Raw genomic sequence first — 16,694 nt, forward strand, 5'->3', positions numbered from 1 at the left:
TGTTTAAAGTTACATACTTTAAGCATACTTTTCCAAACCTTTTATAATGATGTTACACGCTTTTTCAATTTCCAGATCTGTAATAGTCAATGGAGGAGCGACACGCAGTGCTGTTTCACAATGCAGATACCAATCGATCATAACCCCGTTTTCAGCACAATACTTACTCACGTTGTAAACCTGATCAAAGGAATCCAATTGCAGACACATCATAAGACCTAATCCTCGAATTTCTTTAATTGCAGGGTGTCGGAGTTTTTCTTTAAATAAAAGCGATTTTCGCTCGACCTGTTCTACCAATTTTTCTTCCTTGATAACAGCCAGTGAAGCCCGTGCTGCGGCACAACTTACGGGGTGGCCCCCAAAAGTCGTGATATGCCCAAGCATGGGATTATCCTTAATAACATCCATCACTTCTTTGGCTGCAACAAATGCGCCTAGGGGCATGCCACCACCGATTCCTTTGGCAAGCATCAGGATATCTGGGACGATAGCAAAATGCTCAAAAGCAAAGAGACGGCCTGTGCGGCCAAAACCAGTTTGGATTTCATCAAAGATCAGTAGGGTACCTGTTTCATTACAGCGTTTTCTGACGGCTTGCATGTAAGCGATATCCGGGACTCGGACACCCGCTTCCCCCTGAATAGCTTCGAGGATGACAGCAGCAGTTTGTTCCGTAATCTTTGTTAGATCGTCCAGATCATTAAACTCGATAAAATCTATTTCGGGAAGGAGGGGGGCATACGCTTTACGGTACGCATCGTTTCCGATAAGACTGAGCGCGCCTTGTGTACTGCCGTGGTACGCCTTTTTTGCAGCGATAATCTGCCTGCGACCGGTATATTTCTTTGCTATTTTCATTGATCCCTCTACGGCTTCCGTTCCACTGTTGGTGAGGTAAACCGATTGAAAATTAGGAGGAAGTTCTGCTAATAATTCTGTAGCAAATTGCACCTGTGGGGCCTGCACAAATTCACCATAAACGGTGACATGTAGGTACTGGTCCAATTGTGATTTTATAGCTTCCAAAACCTTCGGGTGACGATGGCCTATATTGCTGACATTGAAGCCAGAGACCAAATCCATGTATTCTTCTCCATTTGGGCCATAAAGGTAGACACCTTCAGCCTTAACTACTTCAACCAATCTAGGTGAGCTAGATGTTTGAGCGGTATTCATTAAAAATAATTCTCTGTTGCTTAACATGATCTTACAAATGTCCGAAAATAAAAAAGAAGTCTTCAAGACTTCTTTTTTATTTTCGAGATTATTTTCTTCTATTCTGCAGGGATTTGTATAGATGTTCCCTGAATTCCTGTTCTACTTCAAAAAATTGCGATGCTCGCGCATTGCCAATAACTTTGGCAAATTTGGCCCGATATTCTTTTTTGATCTCCACTTCTTTAGCATCATACTGTAAGACGTCTCTGGAGCCACCTCTAAAACTATTTTTTGGAGCACCATTCAATTTTTCTTTCCTGATATCCCAAAGCGTTTGGCTGTATTCATTATAGAGCGGGAAGAATTGCTGAGCCTCTCTCGGAGTTAAATCCAGTTCTTTAGTAATGTAAGCTATTTTTTCATTTTCTATAGCTTGAAATCGATTTTTGTCTTGCGCAAAGCCCAAGGCAATAGAAAATATACTAAAGAACAATGTTATCCATATGTATTTTTTATTGAACATCATTATAAGGTATAATTTAGATAATCTTCTATTTCTTGTTTAGATATATTACTTCCAAATCCCTTAGTAGGGAGATTTGCTTCGTCAGTATACTGGGCCATATAGATCATATCGTCACCAGAAGCCGACTCCGCAAGGTAATTAATGATTTCCTGCTTAGGAATTTCTGACAAATGCTGGCTTAACTGCTCTTCTGCAACAGCTTCTACAGGAGTCGTATTTTGCTGTTGATATTGATAACCCCAATATCCGCCTATACTCAACATAGCCGCAAAGGATGCCGCAACCGCATAACGAGCGTACCATTTTTTAGGTTTCCCAATCTGACGGATCGGTGTATTATCCTTTTCAAGCATTTGAACACGATCAATGATGCTGTCCGAAAGAATCTCAAAATAATGTTGTGGTACATCAAAACCTGCAGTCACAATCGTTTCTTTTAGTTTTTCTTCAGCAATACGAGCAAAAATTGTCGATTCAACTATTTCTTCGTAGCCAACAGGAGCTGTAAAACCATCTGTCGGAACTGTTTCCTTCGATTTCTCCGCCGCTAAACGGGCGAAGATGGAGTCTTCAAGGGTTTGATTATAAGCAGAAGGCATGGTAAAGCCATCCGATGCAATCGTTTCTTTTAATTTGTCTTCTAAAATTCGGTTGAAGATAGTTGAAGATAGTTCAGAAGCATAATTTTCAGGAATTTCAAAGCCGTCTGTAGTAACCTGATTTTTTAAACTATCTTCCGCAACCTTACACATAATGGCGTCAGATAAGCTATTAAAATATCCTTCTGGAACCTCAAAGATGGATTCTTCCTTGCATTCAACCAATTTGACTTGCGTAATTATTTTTGATTCTAAATCACTGAAATAATTTTCAGGTAAGCCAAATGGATTTTCACGCAACGATGCTGGAAGATTTGTAGGCTCCAGCCCATCATGATATGTGCCATTTTCCTTCATAGTATCTGTTAGAACCTAATTTCGCTAAAAGGTTTAATCGTTGTTGTTAAAAAATGCCTCTATTTTTTTGACAGCTAAATGATAAGAGGCTTTAAGCGCTCCGACACTTGTTCCGAGTACTTCTGAAATTTCTTCGTATTTCATATCTTCAAAATATTTCATATTGAAGACCAATTTTTGCTTTTCTGGCAAAGTCAACAAAGCCTGTTGTAATTTCATTTGAGCTTTATCACCGTTAAAATAATTGCCATCAGCAAGCGTTTCTGCCAAATAAGCAGTCGTGTCGTCATCCAACGACACGTTCTGCTTTTGCTTTTTCTTATTTAAGAAGGTAATACATTCATTTGTTGCGATACGATAAAGCCAAGTGTATAATTGTGAGTCTTCACGGAAATTCCCAAGGTTTTTCCATACTTTGACAAAGATATCTTGAACAACATCGTCCGCATCGTCATGATCGATGACCATTCTTCGCACATGCCAATAAATCTTCTGTTGATATTTCTTCAACAATAAACGGAAAGCTTCTTCTCGCGTACTCTCTTCGGCGAATTTTGCTATAATTAAAGCGTCATCCATATATTGACTTGCGTAGTTTTGTTATTTTCTTTTGATTACTTTTTGAACCGCAGCCACAATAGCCGCAGCATTCAAACCGTATTTTTCCATCAATTGAGCAGGAGTACCTGATTCTCCAAAACTATCATTTACGGCAACGTACTCTTGTGGAGTAGGTAACTCTCTTGTTAACACTTGAGCAACGCTATCACCCAAACCGCCAAGACGATTATGCTCTTCTGCCGTTACGACACATTTGGTTTTCGCAACAGATTTTAAAATAGCTTCTTCATCCAAAGGTTTGATGGTATGGATATTGATAATCTCAGCGTTGATACCCAACTCAGCTAATTTCTCGCCAGCTTGGATAGCTTCCCATACTAAATGACCTGTAGCAATGATCGTAACATCCGTTCCTTCATTTAATAATACCGCCTTACCAATCACAAATTCTTGATCAGCAGGAGTGAAGTTAGGAACTACGGGACGGCCAAAACGCAAATAAACTGGTCCCTCATATTTTGCTGCTGCAATCGTAGCGGCTTTTGTTTGATTGAAATCACAAGGATTGATCACTGTCATTCCTGGCAACATTTTCATCAAGCCGATATCTTCTAAGATTTGGTGAGTTGCACCATCTTCACCTAAGGTTAGGCCAGCATGCGACGCTGCAATTTTTACATTTTTGTCCGAGTATGCAATCGATTGGCGAATCTGATCATAAACACGTCCTGTTGAGAAATTTGCGAATGTACCAGTGAATGGTATTTTACCACCGATCGTAAGTCCGGCAGCAATTCCCATCATATTAGCTTCCGCGATACCGATTTGGAAAAAACGTTCTGGAAATTCTTTGATAAAATCGTTCATTTTTAACGAACCAATTAAATCAGCACATAATGCAACTACATTCTCATCTTGCTTTCCTGCTTCTAGTAATCCCGCACCAAATCCTGAACGTGTATCTTTTGACTCTGTATAAGTATATTTTTTCATTCTAGTAATCTCCTAAAGTTTCTGTAAGCTGATTCAATGCCGACGCCAATTGTTCGTCATTTGGAGCAACACCATGCCATTTATGAGAACCCATCATAAAATCAACACCGTTACCCATTTCAGTATGCATCAGAATAATGACTGGTTTACCTTTTCCTGTGCGTGACTTAGCTTCTGCTAAACCTGCAACAACAGCATTCATATCATTGCCTTTAGCAATTTCCATCACATCCCAGCCAAATGCTTCCCATTTTGCACGAAGATCCCCAAGAGATAATACTTGATCTGTAGATCCGTCAATTTGTGCTTTGTTATAGTCAACAGTAGCAATTAAATTGTCAATCTTGTTGTGTGGCGCGTACATTGCAGCTTCCCAAACTTGGCCCTCCTGCAATTCTCCATCACCCATTAATACATAAACTAGATTATTGTCTTTATTCAATTTTTTTGCCTGTGCGGCTCCAATTGCAACAGATAATCCTTGTCCCAATGATCCCGAAGCAATACGAATACCTGGAAGGCCTTCGTGTGTTGTTGGGTGACCTTGAAGTCTGGAATTGATTTTTCTGAACGTTGCTAATTCGCTCACTTCAAAATATCCCGCACGTGCCAATGTACTGTAAAATACAGGAGAGATATGTCCGTTTGACAGGAAGAATAAATCTTCTCCTTTTCCATCCATGTCAAAGGAAGGATTGCGTTTCATTGCATTGAAATAAAGCGCCACAAAGTAATCTGTACAACCTAACGAACCACCTGGGTGTCCTGATTGACAAGCGTGTACCATACGTACGATATCACGTCTTACCTGTGATGCAATTTGTTCTAGTTTGTTAATATCTGCACTCATTTTTTTTGTTGGTTTCACAATTGGTCGTAAAGTTAACTATTTTTAAGCTAGATGCTTGTTAAAAAATGAATTTATATTGACTTATTCCAGACTGACGATGTATTTGGTCTGCAGATTTTTATTTTTTTTGTACCTTGCTTCACTTTATAAAACCAACAATTTTCAGCATAATGCCTAATCAACTCAAAAGCTGCGTTTTTATTTCAGCGCTCTCAGTCCTATATTTGCATTCTTCTGCCCAGCACAGCAACATTTATCATAAGGATTGGATCGATTTTAACAAAAATGGAAAAAAGGATATTTATGAAGACCCCAATCAGAAAATAGCCAGTCGCGTGGAAGATTTGTTGCGCCAAATGACTGTTCAAGAAAAGGCCAATCAGACTGTCACACTTTACGGTTATGGGCGGGTTTTGAAGGATGAACAGCCCACTGCCGCTTGGGACAAAGAGATTTGGAAATACGGCTTGGCCAATATTGACGAAATGTTGAATAGCTTAGCTTATAATAAGTCGGCAAAAAGTTCATTTTCGTATCCCTTCAGCCGCCACGCTCAAGCCTTAAATAATGTTCAACGATGGTTTGTGGAAAATACACGACTTGGTATTCCGGTTGATTTTACCAATGAAGGAATTCATGGACTCAACCATGATCGGGCTACCTCCTTGCCGGCGCCAATCAATATTGGAAGTACATGGAATACTGCGCTGGTACGTAAAGCTGGTGATATAATTGGTAGGGAAGCCAAGTATCTTGGCTATACAAATGTTTATACGCCTATTCTTGACGTTTCTAGAGATCCACGATGGGGAAGAGTGGTTGAAACCTATGGAGAAGATCCGTTTCATATTGCCGAAATGGGAAAACAAGTTGTTTTGGGGATTCAAAAAAATGGCGTCGCATCCACATTGAAACATTATGCGGTCTATTCTGTGCCCAAAGGGGGGAGAGATGGCAATGCACGAACGGATCCGCATGTTGGCTTTCGTGAGATGCATTCGCTTCACCTCTATCCATTTAAAAGGGTCATAAAGGAAGCCAAACCTTTAGGAGTCATGAGTAGTTATAATGATTATGATGGCGTGCCGGTATCTGCCAGTAGTTATTTTTTGCAGGACTTACTCCGCAAAGAATATGGGTTTGAAGGATATGTAGTTTCTGATAGCGAGGCCCTAGAGTTTATTTACAACAAACACCATGTTGCTGCAAACTATAAAGAGGCTATTAAACAGGCATTGGAGGCGGGTTTGAATGTGCGGACAAATTTTGATCCACCGAGTACCTATCTAACACCGTTAATGGAACTAATAGAGGAAGGGGGGCTGGATACCAAAATATTGGATCAGCGGGTTCTCGAAGTCCTGACGGTGAAATTTAAATTGGGATTATTTGATCATCCATTGAGAGAAGATATAGCGATAGCCGATAAAAAGGTGCATACCCCCGCAGATGAAGAAGTATCACTTCAAATGAATAAGGAGTCTATTGTTCTGTTGAAAAATGAACAGAATCTTCTTCCAATAGACGTGAATAAATACAAACGAATTTTGGTTACGGGACCAATGGCAGAAGCAACAAATTATACGACAAGTCGATACGGGCCATCCAATAACCCAATCACAACCATCAAAGATGGGATTATAAACTATGGAAAAACAAAGGCACTTCGGGTTGATTATGCAAAAGGGGTAGATGTCGTGGATAAAAACTGGCCTGAGAGTGAGATTATTCCAACAGACTTGTCAAGTGAGGAGCTGGAAAAGATGGCCGAAGGTGTCCGTCTCGGTAAAGAATCAGACCTAATCATAGCGGTAATGGGCGAGTCGGAACGGGAAGTCGGTGAAAGTCGATCGAGGTCAGATCTAAATTTGCCAGGCAAGCAACGCGACTATTTAATGAAATTGAAAGAAACAGGTAAACCTATTGTGCTGGTACTTGTCAATGGTCGTCCACTTACTGTCAATTGGGAAAATAAGTATCTACCTGCAATTGTGGAGAGTTGGTTTCTTAGTAATCAGTCGGGAAATGTTCTTGCCGAAATGCTGTTTGGAGGGTATAGCCCTAGTGGAAAATTGCCCATTTCATTTCCAAAGTCTGTAGGACAGGTTGAGATGAATTTTCCGACCAAGCCCGCTGCACAGGCGGGGCAACCCGGGGTCGGACCCAATGGGTGGGGAAATAGTCGGGTTGTTGGCTTTTTATACCCTTTTGGATATGGATTAAGCTACACAGATTTTAGTTTTTCAAATTTACAACTCACGAAGAAACAGATCAGACCAACGGATTCCCTTACAGTTACGGTTGATATTGAAAACATAGGGAAGAGGAAAGGCGCCGAAGTTGTTCAGCTTTATATCAAAGATGTGCTGTCTTCGGTAACGACATATGAGATGGATTTGCGTGGGTTTGAAAAAATTGAACTTAATCCAGGGGAGAAAAGGACCATACGGTTTACAATACTACCTGCCCACCTGGAACTTTTGGATCAGCACAATAACTGGACAGTTGAACCTGGCAAATTTGAACTATTTATCGGTAATTCTTCTGTTAATCTTCCGCTTAAGGATTCATTTGAAGTAGTCAATTAGGTTTAAAATTGTCAGACCAAATAGATGACGGATGGCAGTCCTTCCTTAGGACTTAGGGGATAAAAAAAAGGATTCAGCAAAATTAACTACTGAATCCTTTTTTTATTGTATCGAATAGCTGTGATTACATGGCCTCTGCCACTACTTCAGTCACTTCTGGAACCATGCGTTTCAACAATCCCTCAATTCCTGCTTTTAATGTGATTGTCGAGGATGGACAACCACTGCAAGAACCTTTTAGTTCAACTGTCACAATACCTTCGTTGAAGGATTTATAATGGATTGCTCCACCATCTTGTTCAACAGCAGGTCTCACATAATCATGTAATACTTGTTGTATCTTCACTTCAGTTTCAGTACCTTCAAAATTAACCTCTGTATCGTGGTGTACCGTTTTTACAGCAAGTTCAGACTCTACAGCACCTTTTACAAAGTCTTTTAGCAAAGCTTCAATGTCTTCCCATTCCGCATCTTCAGTTTTGGTAATGGTCACGAAGTTACTTGCAAAAAATACCCCATTGACAAAGTTAAATTTGAATAATTCAAGTGCAAACGGTGAATCTTGTGCTGCTTCTTTATTTGGATAATCTACACTACCGTTGATCAACAATTTGTTGACCAAGAACTTCATTGTAGAAGGATTGGGTGTAGACTCTGTATATACGTTAATCGTAGCCATGTATTATCTATTTTTATTCCAAGCAAATATAGGTCAAAAGAAGCTTTCTTAAGGTCATCTATAAGTAAAAGCTTATAAAGTAATACCTGTGTAGTTCGAAGGACTGATTGCTTTTAGTTCCGCCTTAACTTCCGCTGACACATTTAGATTATCAACAAATGTCGCTATCGTTTCTTTCGTAACATGTGTGTTGGTACGTGTTAGGTCTTTTAAAGCTTCATACGGCTTAGGATAACCTTCCCTTCTTAGTATAGTTTGTAGTGCCTCCGCAACAACAGCCCAATTATTTTCAAGATCATTGGCTAATGCCTGTTCGTTTAAGATCAATTTGCGTAACCCTCTCAAAGTTGATTTAATAGCAATTAGGGTATGTGCAAATGGAACACCAATATTACGTAATACCGTAGAATCTGTTAAATCCCGTTGAAGACGGGAAACAGGTAACTTCGCTGCAAGGTGCTCGAAAATTGCATTTGCAATACCTAAATTTCCTTCTGCATTTTCAAAGTCTATCGGGTTGACTTTATGTGGCATAGCCGAAGAACCGATTTGACCGGCAGTAATTTTTTGTTTAAAATATTCCATCGAAATATATGTCCAAATGTCACGGCATAAATCGATGACAATATTGTTGATCCGTTTTAAGGCGTCACAACTTGCCGCAAAGTTATCGTAGTGCTCAATTTGCGTGGTCGTTTGTGAACGGTCTAAACCCAAGATATTGTTGACGAAATTATTTCCAAAATCGATCCAATTTGTCGCTGGATATGCAACGTGATGCGCATTAAAATTACCAGTCGCTCCACCAAATTTAGCTGAATACGGTACTTGCTGTAATAGTTGCAATTGACGTTCAATACGTTCAATGAAAACATAGAACTCTTTGCCCAAACGAGTTGGAGATGCTGGCTGTCCATGGGTACGTGCCAACATCGGGATCTCTGACCACGAAGTTGCCAAAGATTTCAATTCATGAAGCAATTCTTCGATTGCAGGTGTATAGCTCTCTTTAATTGCTTCTTTCCAGGAAAGTGGAATGGCTGTGTTATTGATATCTTGTGAAGTCAAACCAAAATGAATAAATTCAAGGTAGTCCTGTAATCCTAATTTTTCAAATTGATCTTTTAGAAAATACTCAACAGCTTTAACATCATGGTTCGTAACTTTCTCCGTGTTTTTGATCCAAATGGCATCTTCTTCAGAAAAATTCCTATAGATATCCCTTAATTTTTCATTTAGTGTTTTGTCAAACTGTTGCAATTGAGCGATACCAGACTCGCTTAATGCAATAAAATATTCGACTTCTACGCGTACACGATATTTTATTAAGGCAAATTCGGAAAAAAATGCTGAAAGTTCATTAGTATTATTGTAATAGCGTCCGTCAATAGGCGTAACTGCTGTTAAAGATGATAAAGCCATAGATTGAATGATTTTTGGCAAAGGTAAAAAAATGCTTGGAGCTTAGCAATTTAATTGGTGTAGATATAAAAAAAGCCTCCTTGCTGAAGGAAGCTTTCTATACGGTGTAAATTCTTTTCAGAGAATTAGTGAGCAGCTTTAGTTGAATCAACTTTAGCAGCAGCTGAATCTACAGCAGTTTTTGCTGAATCTACAGCAGTTTTTGCTGAATCCAATTGAGTGTTAGCTGAATCTAAAGCAACGTTAGCTGAATCAGTAGCAGCGTCAGTTTTTTTAGCAGTTTCACCACATGATGCGAAAGCCAATGTTAAAGCTAAACCTAAGAAACCGAATTTGAATGCGTTTTTCATTTTATTAAAATTAAAATATTTTTAAATCTTGTTATTTAGGAGTTAATACCATTAAACAAAAAAGGTAACCCCTGTATTTCTTTTTTTGAAAAAAAAGAAAGGCCTTTCGTAAAAAGGCCTTCCAAAAGCTCTATTCAGTCCTAAATTATTTTTTAGTAGCAGCTGAATCAACTTTAGCAGCAGCTGAATCAACTTTAGCAGCAGCTGAATCAACTTTAGTAGCAGCTGAATCTAATGTGTTAGCAGCTGAATCAACTAAAGCAGAAGCTGAATCTGCAGCACCTTCAGCTTTTTTCTCTGAATTGTTACAAGATGCGAAAGCTACAGTTAAAGCTAAACCTAAGAAACCGAATTTTAATGCGTTTTTCATTTTCTAATTTTCTAATTTAAATTGAAATAATTTTCTTTTTCATCTCTTAATACACGTAACCAAAAAAGGTAACCCAAAAAATAATATTTTTTTTGAAAATATTATTAACAAGCTGTTTTTAAGTGTTTTATAGTTATGTGTTTTATTCGAAACGTTCCTGATTCCAATATTTTATTGATAAGATATCGTGCGATAAAAGTTAAGTTGCTGTCCATTCGTTTGTTTACCGGATAATTCCATAGTGTCAATTTGTATCATGCCGTTTCCAAACAATTTTCGATTATTTTTCTTATTTTAAAAAGGAAACACTTAAAAAGTAATTGCAATTATGTTTGATAAAGTAAAGAATATAATGGATTTGGCAAAATCAATAGACTTTGCCAAATTGGAAGAAATATCGAAGAAAGTGGATTTGGGAGCAGTAATGGATGCCGTATCAAAAATGGATGATAAGCAGCTTCATGGTTTAATGAAAATGCTGAGTGCAGGAAAAGAAAAAAAGGAATTACCTCCTATTAATGGTGATTTCTATGCTATGGATAGCAAATTAAACGATTCAGATCGTGCATTGCAATTGAAGGTGCGGGAATTTATGGAGAATGAAGTCAAGCCAATTGTCAATAAATATTGGTTAAGAGATGAATTTCCTTTTGAAATTATACCGAAACTAGCCGCTTTAAATATTTGTGGCTATACCTACGATGGGTATGGCTGTATGGGGGGCAGTTCTTTAATGGAGGGGATCATCGCAGCGGAGATAGCTCGTGTTGATGCTTCTGTAGCGACTTTTTTTGGCGTACAGAGTGGTTTGGCTATGGGATCAATCTATATATGCGGATCCGAAGAACAAAAACAGGAGTGGTTGCCCAACATGCAGAAAATGCAAGTGATTGGTGCTTTTGGTCTAACCGAGCCCGAAGTAGGGTCGGGAGCAGCGGGCGGATTGACAACAACCTGTAAGAAGACCGCCGAAGGCTGGGTGTTAAATGGTCAGAAAAAATGGATCGGGAACTCCACTTTTTCGGATATAACCATTGTTTGGGCTAGGGATCTTGATGATGGCGAAGTTAAGGGGTTTATTGTACGAAAGGATAATCCAGGTTTTTCCGTTGAGAAAATTAAAGATAAAATGGCTTTGCGTATCGTACAGAATGGTCTTATTACTTTAGCGAATTGCATCGTTCCAGAAAGTGATCGCCTGCAACATGCAAATTCTTTTAAAGATACAGGAAAGGTTCTTCAGATGACGCGAGCAGGTGTCGCTTGGATGGCCGTAGGATGTGCGCGAGGCGCCTATGAAAATGCCTTGGATTATACGCGTAAAAGGAGGCAATTTGGTAAACCAATCGCCTCTTTTCAGCTTATTCAAAATCACCTGGTTGAAATGTTGTCCAATTTAACGGCTATGCAAACGCTTGTCTTCAGATTATCTGAATTACAGGATAAGGGTGAGCTAAGAGATGAACATGCCTCGCTGGCCAAAGTCTTCTGTTCTTTACGTACCAGGGATATTGTTTCCAAGGCTCGAGAGGTCATGGGCGGAAACGGTATTCTGTTGGAATATAATGTCGCACGGTTTTTGGCCGATGCTGAAGCCATTTATTCCTATGAGGGGACAAAAGAAATCAATTCACTCATTGTTGGCAGAAGTATAACTGGATTTAGCGCCTTTGTTTAGGGTATCTGGCTAGTCTTTGGCATCCTGTTGCAAAATATCGCTTAATACATAAAAAGGGCATTGTTTCGTAACAACGCCCTTTTTACTTCATTTGGAGCAAAAATCTAATTTTCTATTTCCGTTTGAATCGCATAATAGCAATGTCACCCATGATAAATGTCAACGTATTCTCGCTTATACTAAAGGTATTTACCTTTTCTAAGGTCGAAAAGAAGGTTGCTTCGCCATTACCTTCGCAGGCCATCTTTGTCGACATAATGGGGCCAAAATTAATGGTGTTTCCATTCGTTTTAAAAGTCATATTGTAATTATTACAGCTGCTATTTCCGTTTACTTTACCACTGGAAACATCAAATATCATGGTTGGTTTACGATTGGGATATAGGCCATCGAAAGCAATCCGTGGGCCGGATATATAATCAAGTTCCCAAGTTCCACTAAGTTGTTGCTTATTGTCCTGAATCAACTTAAATTTTGCCAGGGGAGCCATTTTCGCTTTGTTCAAGCTAAGAATATCATCCTTAACCGTATAGTTATCTGCAGCAATCAGGTTTTTGGATAAGGCTTGTTCAATAGACATATCCGGACAGGCCATCATCGTAGACATACCCTGAGCAAATTTAACCTTTCCATTCTTTGATAAAGTCAATTCTCCACCGATGCCATTACATCCCCCACTTGCACTGTAACTTTTTTCGTCTAGCTGGAGGTAAGGCATTTTACCGTTGATCTGAGCCGCTACTGGCTGTCCATTGATTTCAATCAATTGCCATTTTTTTCCAATTACTGACGACAGGCTACTTTCTGTGTTCTGCTCATTCGCGTTTTTCTTCATCACAGAGCAACTTCCAAGACTAACGATTAAGATGGCCAGTATGGCGATGTTTTTAAAGTTCATATTTTAAATTTTAACCTATTAACACCCTTTTTAACGTTTGGTTTGACAAAATGCTACAAAAGTTCACAAACAAAAAAGGCTTCCAGTTTGGAAGCCTTCTTTATCAGTAGGATAAATCTTACGATTTGTTTTTATTTTGTTGTGCTTGTTGTTGTGCACGCATCATTTCTTCCATTTTCGTTTGGAAGCTCGATTTTTTATCTGCTTTTGGATTCTTTTTATTTTCCTCCAATTTAGCTAAGATTTTCTCATCATTCACCATAGTGCGAATAACCAACTGCGTTAAGAACGTAAATAATGCACTTAAGAAATAGTAGTAATTCAAACCTGCTGGGAAGCTATTCAAAACAAAGAAGAAAATCAACGGCATGATATAGCCCATGTATTTCATTTGTCCTGTAGCACCAGATGTAGCGTTGTTATACCAGGTCGTTAACAGTGTTGTCAATGTCATCAAGATACACATCAACGAGATGTGGTTGAATGATCCAAAAATAGGTGCAAATGTGAATAGCGTATCATAAGTTGACATGTCCTTCATAAACAAGAAGCTTTGTCCTCTCAATTCAAATAAATTTGGAAAGAAGTAGAAGAACGCAATGGTAAATGGCATTTGTAAGACGAGAGGAAGACATCCGCCAAGTGGATTCACACCGACCTGTTTGTACAGTTTCATTTGCTCCTGCTGCATCAACATTTGATTGTCTTCACCCACTTTTGCTTTGATCTCATCCAGCTGCGGTTTTAAAACACGCATTTTGGCCATAGAGACATAAGACTTGTAGGTCATTGGGGAAAGAATCAACTTCAACATCAATGTCAATAAAAGGATAACGATACCATAGCTCATATGGAAACCATCCAGGAAGTTGAATACAGGTACTGTAATCCATTGGTTGATCCAACGCATAGGCCCCCAACCCATATTGATAATCGATTGATAATCATTTCCTTCAGCCTTCAATACATTGTATTGATTTGGTCCAAAGAAGAAGTTTAGGGAATAATTATTGTCCTTATGGTTATCAAATGCTAATTCCGCGTTTGTGTTGTAGAATTTAACGATATCGGTTTCTGACGCATGTTTTACATCCACTTTTGCATTGACAAAGCCATCTTTAGTGCTGAGGATACTAGAGAAGTAATGCTGCTTGAATGCAATCCATTGTACTTTTTTCTCCAATGCTTCATCAGCATCTTTTGATTCGGAAAGGTGATCTACTTTATTATCTTCTTTATAATACAGGGTAGATTTCTGTCTTTCCGATTCTATGTTTTGCTCTTTCTGTCTCAACGTGGTGTTCCAGTTCAGGGTCAACGTTTTTTGACTCTGCGGAATTAAATTCTGTATCCCTTTTGTGTTAATGTCCAGTCCTACATTATAACCTTTGCCAGCAATCGAGTATACATATTCAATATATTGATCGGCACTGTAATTTAGTCGGAATTTTACAGATTGTTTACCTTCAGCAGAAACTTGGATATCCGAAGATTCTGTATTGAAGTATAAATCATTTGTTGATACATTTTGACCAGCTGCATTAAACTGAAAACCAAACTTGTTGTCGTCGCCATCAAAAAGCATCAACGGTTTTCCATTGAAATTCTTTTCGCCTTTTAGTTCTACGGATTTAACCTTACCACCTTTTGTACTGATTTTGGCAATGATTTTCTCGTTTTCAATCGTAATGACTTTCTCCGTTCCAAATTTTGTCGCGCCAAAAGGTTTTTTCAATTCCGCCGAATCAGCAATCACTGCTGTTTGTGCTGCTTTGGCTTTAGCGGTAGAGTCACTTTCGGCAGGCAGTCCTTTTTCGGTACGCGCTTTAGCCTCTTGTCTCGCTTGTTCTTGTTTGATTTCCGATTCTGAAGGCTTCATCAGGTAAAATGAACCAGTGATGATAGCAAACATCAGGACCAAACCAATTAGGGTATTTCTATCCATTTTTAATAATTAAACTTAATTAATTGTATCCTTCTATTACTACTTTGATTTTTTGTTGGCCAAAGCAGCGGCTACAAAGCTAACAAAAAGTGGGTGAGGATTTGCAACAGTTGACTTTAATTCTGGATGAAATTGTCCGGCAACGAAAAATGGATGGTTTTTCAATTCGACAATTTCAACTAATCCAGTCTCCGGATTGAATCCTGAAGCAATCATTCCAGCAGCTTCATATTGTTTTAAATAGTCATTGTTAAATTCATAACGGTGACGGTGTCTTTCAGAAATTTTTGTTTTACCATAAATGGCAAAGGCCTTAGTTCCTTTTTTAATTTCACAGTCGTAAGCACCTAAACGCATTGTACCGCCCATATTGGTGATATTTTTTTGCTCTTCCATCAAATTGATGACCGGATTGCTCGTGGTGGCATCCATCTCGAAACTATTAGCGTCTTTCAGACCCAATACGTTTCTTCCGAACTCGATAACCGAACATTGCATACCTAAACAGATACCGAAGAACGGAATATTATTTTCACGAACATATTGAATAGCATTTAACTTACCGTCCAAACCGCGTTCGCCGAAACCCGGAGCAACCAAGACTCCATCCATACCTTTCAGCTTTTCAGCAACATTTTCTTTTGTAACACTTTCAGCTGCAATATAACTTACTTTTACTTTACATTCGTTTGTTGCACCTGCATGGATAAATCCTTCAATAATGGATTTGTAAGCATCTGGTAGTTCAACATATTTTCCGACTAAGGCAATATTCACTTCACTAGTTGGGTTTTTGAGCTTGCCAAGGAAGTTCTTCCAATTTTCTAAATCTGGCTCATTTTTGTTGGAAAGTTTTAGCTTTGTTAATGCTGTTTTATCAAGATTCTCCTTCAACATCAGTAATGGAACGTCATAAATCGTCGACGCATCGATAGATTCTACGACGGCGTTGATGTTGACATTACAGAATTGCGCTAATTTTTTACGGATTTCCTGTGATAATTTATGTTCAGTACGACACACTAGAATATCTGGTTGTACACCATATTCCAATAATGTTTTTACTGAATGTTGCGTAGGTTTAGTTTTAAGCTCGCCAGCAGCGGCTAGGTAAGGGACTAAAGTCAAATGGATAACCAGCGAATTATTGGCTCCTAATTCCCAGCGAAGTTGTCTTACAGCTTCCACAAATGGTAAGGACTCAATATCGCCCACTGTTCCACCCAATTCAGTGATGATAATATCATATTCACCAGACTCACCCAACAGTTGCATTCTGCGTTTTATCTCATCGGTGATATGGGGAATGACTTGAACGGTTTTTCCTAAATAGGCACCTTCACGTTCTTGTTGGATAACGTGTTGATAGATGCGGCCTGTCGTGACGTTATTTGCTTGTGAAGTAGGGACGTTCAGGAAGCGTTCGTAATGACCTAAATCAAGGTCTGTTTCAGCACCATCTTCCGTAACATAACATTCTCCATGCTCATATGGATTTAATGTTCCTGGGTCGATGTTAATGTAAGGGTCGAATTTTTGAATGGTAACTTTATAGCCACGCGCTTGGAGAAGTTTAGCAAGGGAGGCAGCAATAATACCTTTCCCCAACGACGAAGTAACGCCGCCCGTAACAAAAATATATTTAGTCATAACAATTAAAGGATTTTCAATTTTATGTGGTCAAAATGACCAATAATAGTTGCTTTATGTACGGGAT

Annotated in this window: 15 protein-coding genes; 2 read left to right on the forward strand and 13 right to left on the reverse strand. The window is 38.9% G+C overall.

The annotated features are described in order from the left end of the window. Positions 1–18: 18 nt before the first annotated feature. From B3600_RS12005 to B3600_RS12030, 6 genes are all read right to left on the reverse strand, one after another. Entirely contained in the window at positions 19–1,206 is a 1,188-nt protein-coding gene (locus B3600_RS12005; RefSeq protein ID WP_112375506.1) for an aspartate aminotransferase family protein, read from the reverse strand. Positions 1,207–1,267: 61 nt separating this feature from the next. Beyond that, on the reverse strand, positions 1,268–1,687 hold the full coding sequence (locus B3600_RS12010; protein ID WP_231585177.1) for a hypothetical protein: 420 nt from the start codon (positions 1,685–1,687) through the stop codon (positions 1,268–1,270). After that, positions 1,687–2,643 (reverse strand): hypothetical protein, encoded by a 957-nt coding sequence (locus B3600_RS12015; protein WP_286753111.1) that lies wholly within the window; start codon positions 2,641–2,643, stop codon positions 1,687–1,689. Before B3600_RS12015 ends, B3600_RS12010 begins: the two co-directional genes overlap by 1 nt. A gap of 33 nt (positions 2,644–2,676) precedes the next feature. After that, positions 2,677–3,222 (reverse strand): RNA polymerase sigma factor, encoded by a 546-nt coding sequence (locus B3600_RS12020; RefSeq protein WP_046671841.1) that lies wholly within the window; start codon positions 3,220–3,222, stop codon positions 2,677–2,679. A 21-nt stretch (positions 3,223–3,243) separates the two neighbouring features. Continuing rightward, positions 3,244–4,197, reverse strand: a complete 954-nt coding sequence (locus B3600_RS12025; RefSeq protein ID WP_046671842.1) for a transketolase family protein — start codon at positions 4,195–4,197, stop codon at positions 3,244–3,246. 1 nt (position 4,198) lies between these two features. Further along, entirely contained in the window at positions 4,199–5,047 is an 849-nt protein-coding gene (locus B3600_RS12030; protein WP_070563052.1) for a transketolase, read from the reverse strand. A 170-nt stretch (positions 5,048–5,217) separates the two neighbouring features. Here B3600_RS12030 and B3600_RS12035 point away from each other — a divergent pair, with 170 nt between their 5' ends. Continuing rightward, positions 5,218–7,635: a glycoside hydrolase family 3 N-terminal domain-containing protein gene (locus tag B3600_RS12035; protein ID WP_286753112.1), complete on the forward strand. Its 2,418-nt coding sequence runs from the start codon at positions 5,218–5,220 to the stop codon at positions 7,633–7,635. 124 nt (positions 7,636–7,759) lie between these two features. On the opposite strand, the gene B3600_RS12040 is transcribed toward B3600_RS12035, so the two are convergent. The 4 genes from B3600_RS12040 to B3600_RS12055 all read right to left on the reverse strand — a co-directional run bounded on the left by B3600_RS12040 (position 7,760) and on the right by B3600_RS12055 (position 10,456). Next, on the reverse strand, positions 7,760–8,314 hold the full coding sequence (locus tag B3600_RS12040) for a NifU family protein (RefSeq protein ID WP_070563046.1): 555 nt from the start codon (positions 8,312–8,314) through the stop codon (positions 7,760–7,762). A 72-nt stretch (positions 8,315–8,386) separates the two neighbouring features. Continuing rightward, positions 8,387–9,736 carry an adenylosuccinate lyase gene (gene purB / locus B3600_RS12045; protein WP_070563043.1) on the reverse strand — a complete coding sequence of 450 codons (1,350 nt, stop codon included), beginning with the start codon at positions 9,734–9,736 and terminating at the stop codon, positions 8,387–8,389. A 125-nt stretch (positions 9,737–9,861) separates the two neighbouring features. Further along, on the reverse strand, positions 9,862–10,086 hold the full coding sequence (locus B3600_RS12050) for a hypothetical protein (protein ID WP_286753113.1): 225 nt from the start codon (positions 10,084–10,086) through the stop codon (positions 9,862–9,864). Between the two features lie 145 nt (positions 10,087–10,231). Then, a complete protein-coding gene (locus tag B3600_RS12055) occupies positions 10,232–10,456 on the reverse strand; it encodes a hypothetical protein (protein WP_046671848.1) in 225 nt (74 codons plus the stop codon). Between the two features lie 328 nt (positions 10,457–10,784). Here B3600_RS12055 and B3600_RS12060 point away from each other — a divergent pair, with 328 nt between their 5' ends. Next, positions 10,785–12,134 (forward strand): acyl-CoA dehydrogenase family protein, encoded by a 1,350-nt coding sequence (locus B3600_RS12060; RefSeq protein WP_286753114.1) that lies wholly within the window; start codon positions 10,785–10,787, stop codon positions 12,132–12,134. Positions 12,135–12,246: 112 nt separating this feature from the next. Here the strand turns inward: B3600_RS12060 and B3600_RS12065 are convergent, their stop codons facing one another. The 3 genes from B3600_RS12065 to B3600_RS12075 form a co-directional block, all read right to left on the reverse strand. Beyond that, entirely contained in the window at positions 12,247–13,032 is a 786-nt protein-coding gene (locus B3600_RS12065; protein ID WP_286753115.1) for an META domain-containing protein, read from the reverse strand. 118 nt (positions 13,033–13,150) lie between these two features. Then, on the reverse strand, positions 13,151–14,977 hold the full coding sequence (yidC, locus tag B3600_RS12070) for a membrane protein insertase YidC (RefSeq protein WP_286753117.1): 1,827 nt from the start codon (positions 14,975–14,977) through the stop codon (positions 13,151–13,153). 39 nt (positions 14,978–15,016) lie between these two features. Then, entirely contained in the window at positions 15,017–16,627 is a 1,611-nt protein-coding gene (locus B3600_RS12075; protein WP_046671852.1) for a CTP synthase, read from the reverse strand. Between the last annotated feature and the right edge of the window lie 67 nt (positions 16,628–16,694).

Source organism: Sphingobacterium sp. UBA2480, from assembly GCF_002341965.1.
Classification (GTDB): Bacteria; Bacteroidota; Bacteroidia; order Sphingobacteriales; family Sphingobacteriaceae; genus Sphingobacterium; species Sphingobacterium multivorum.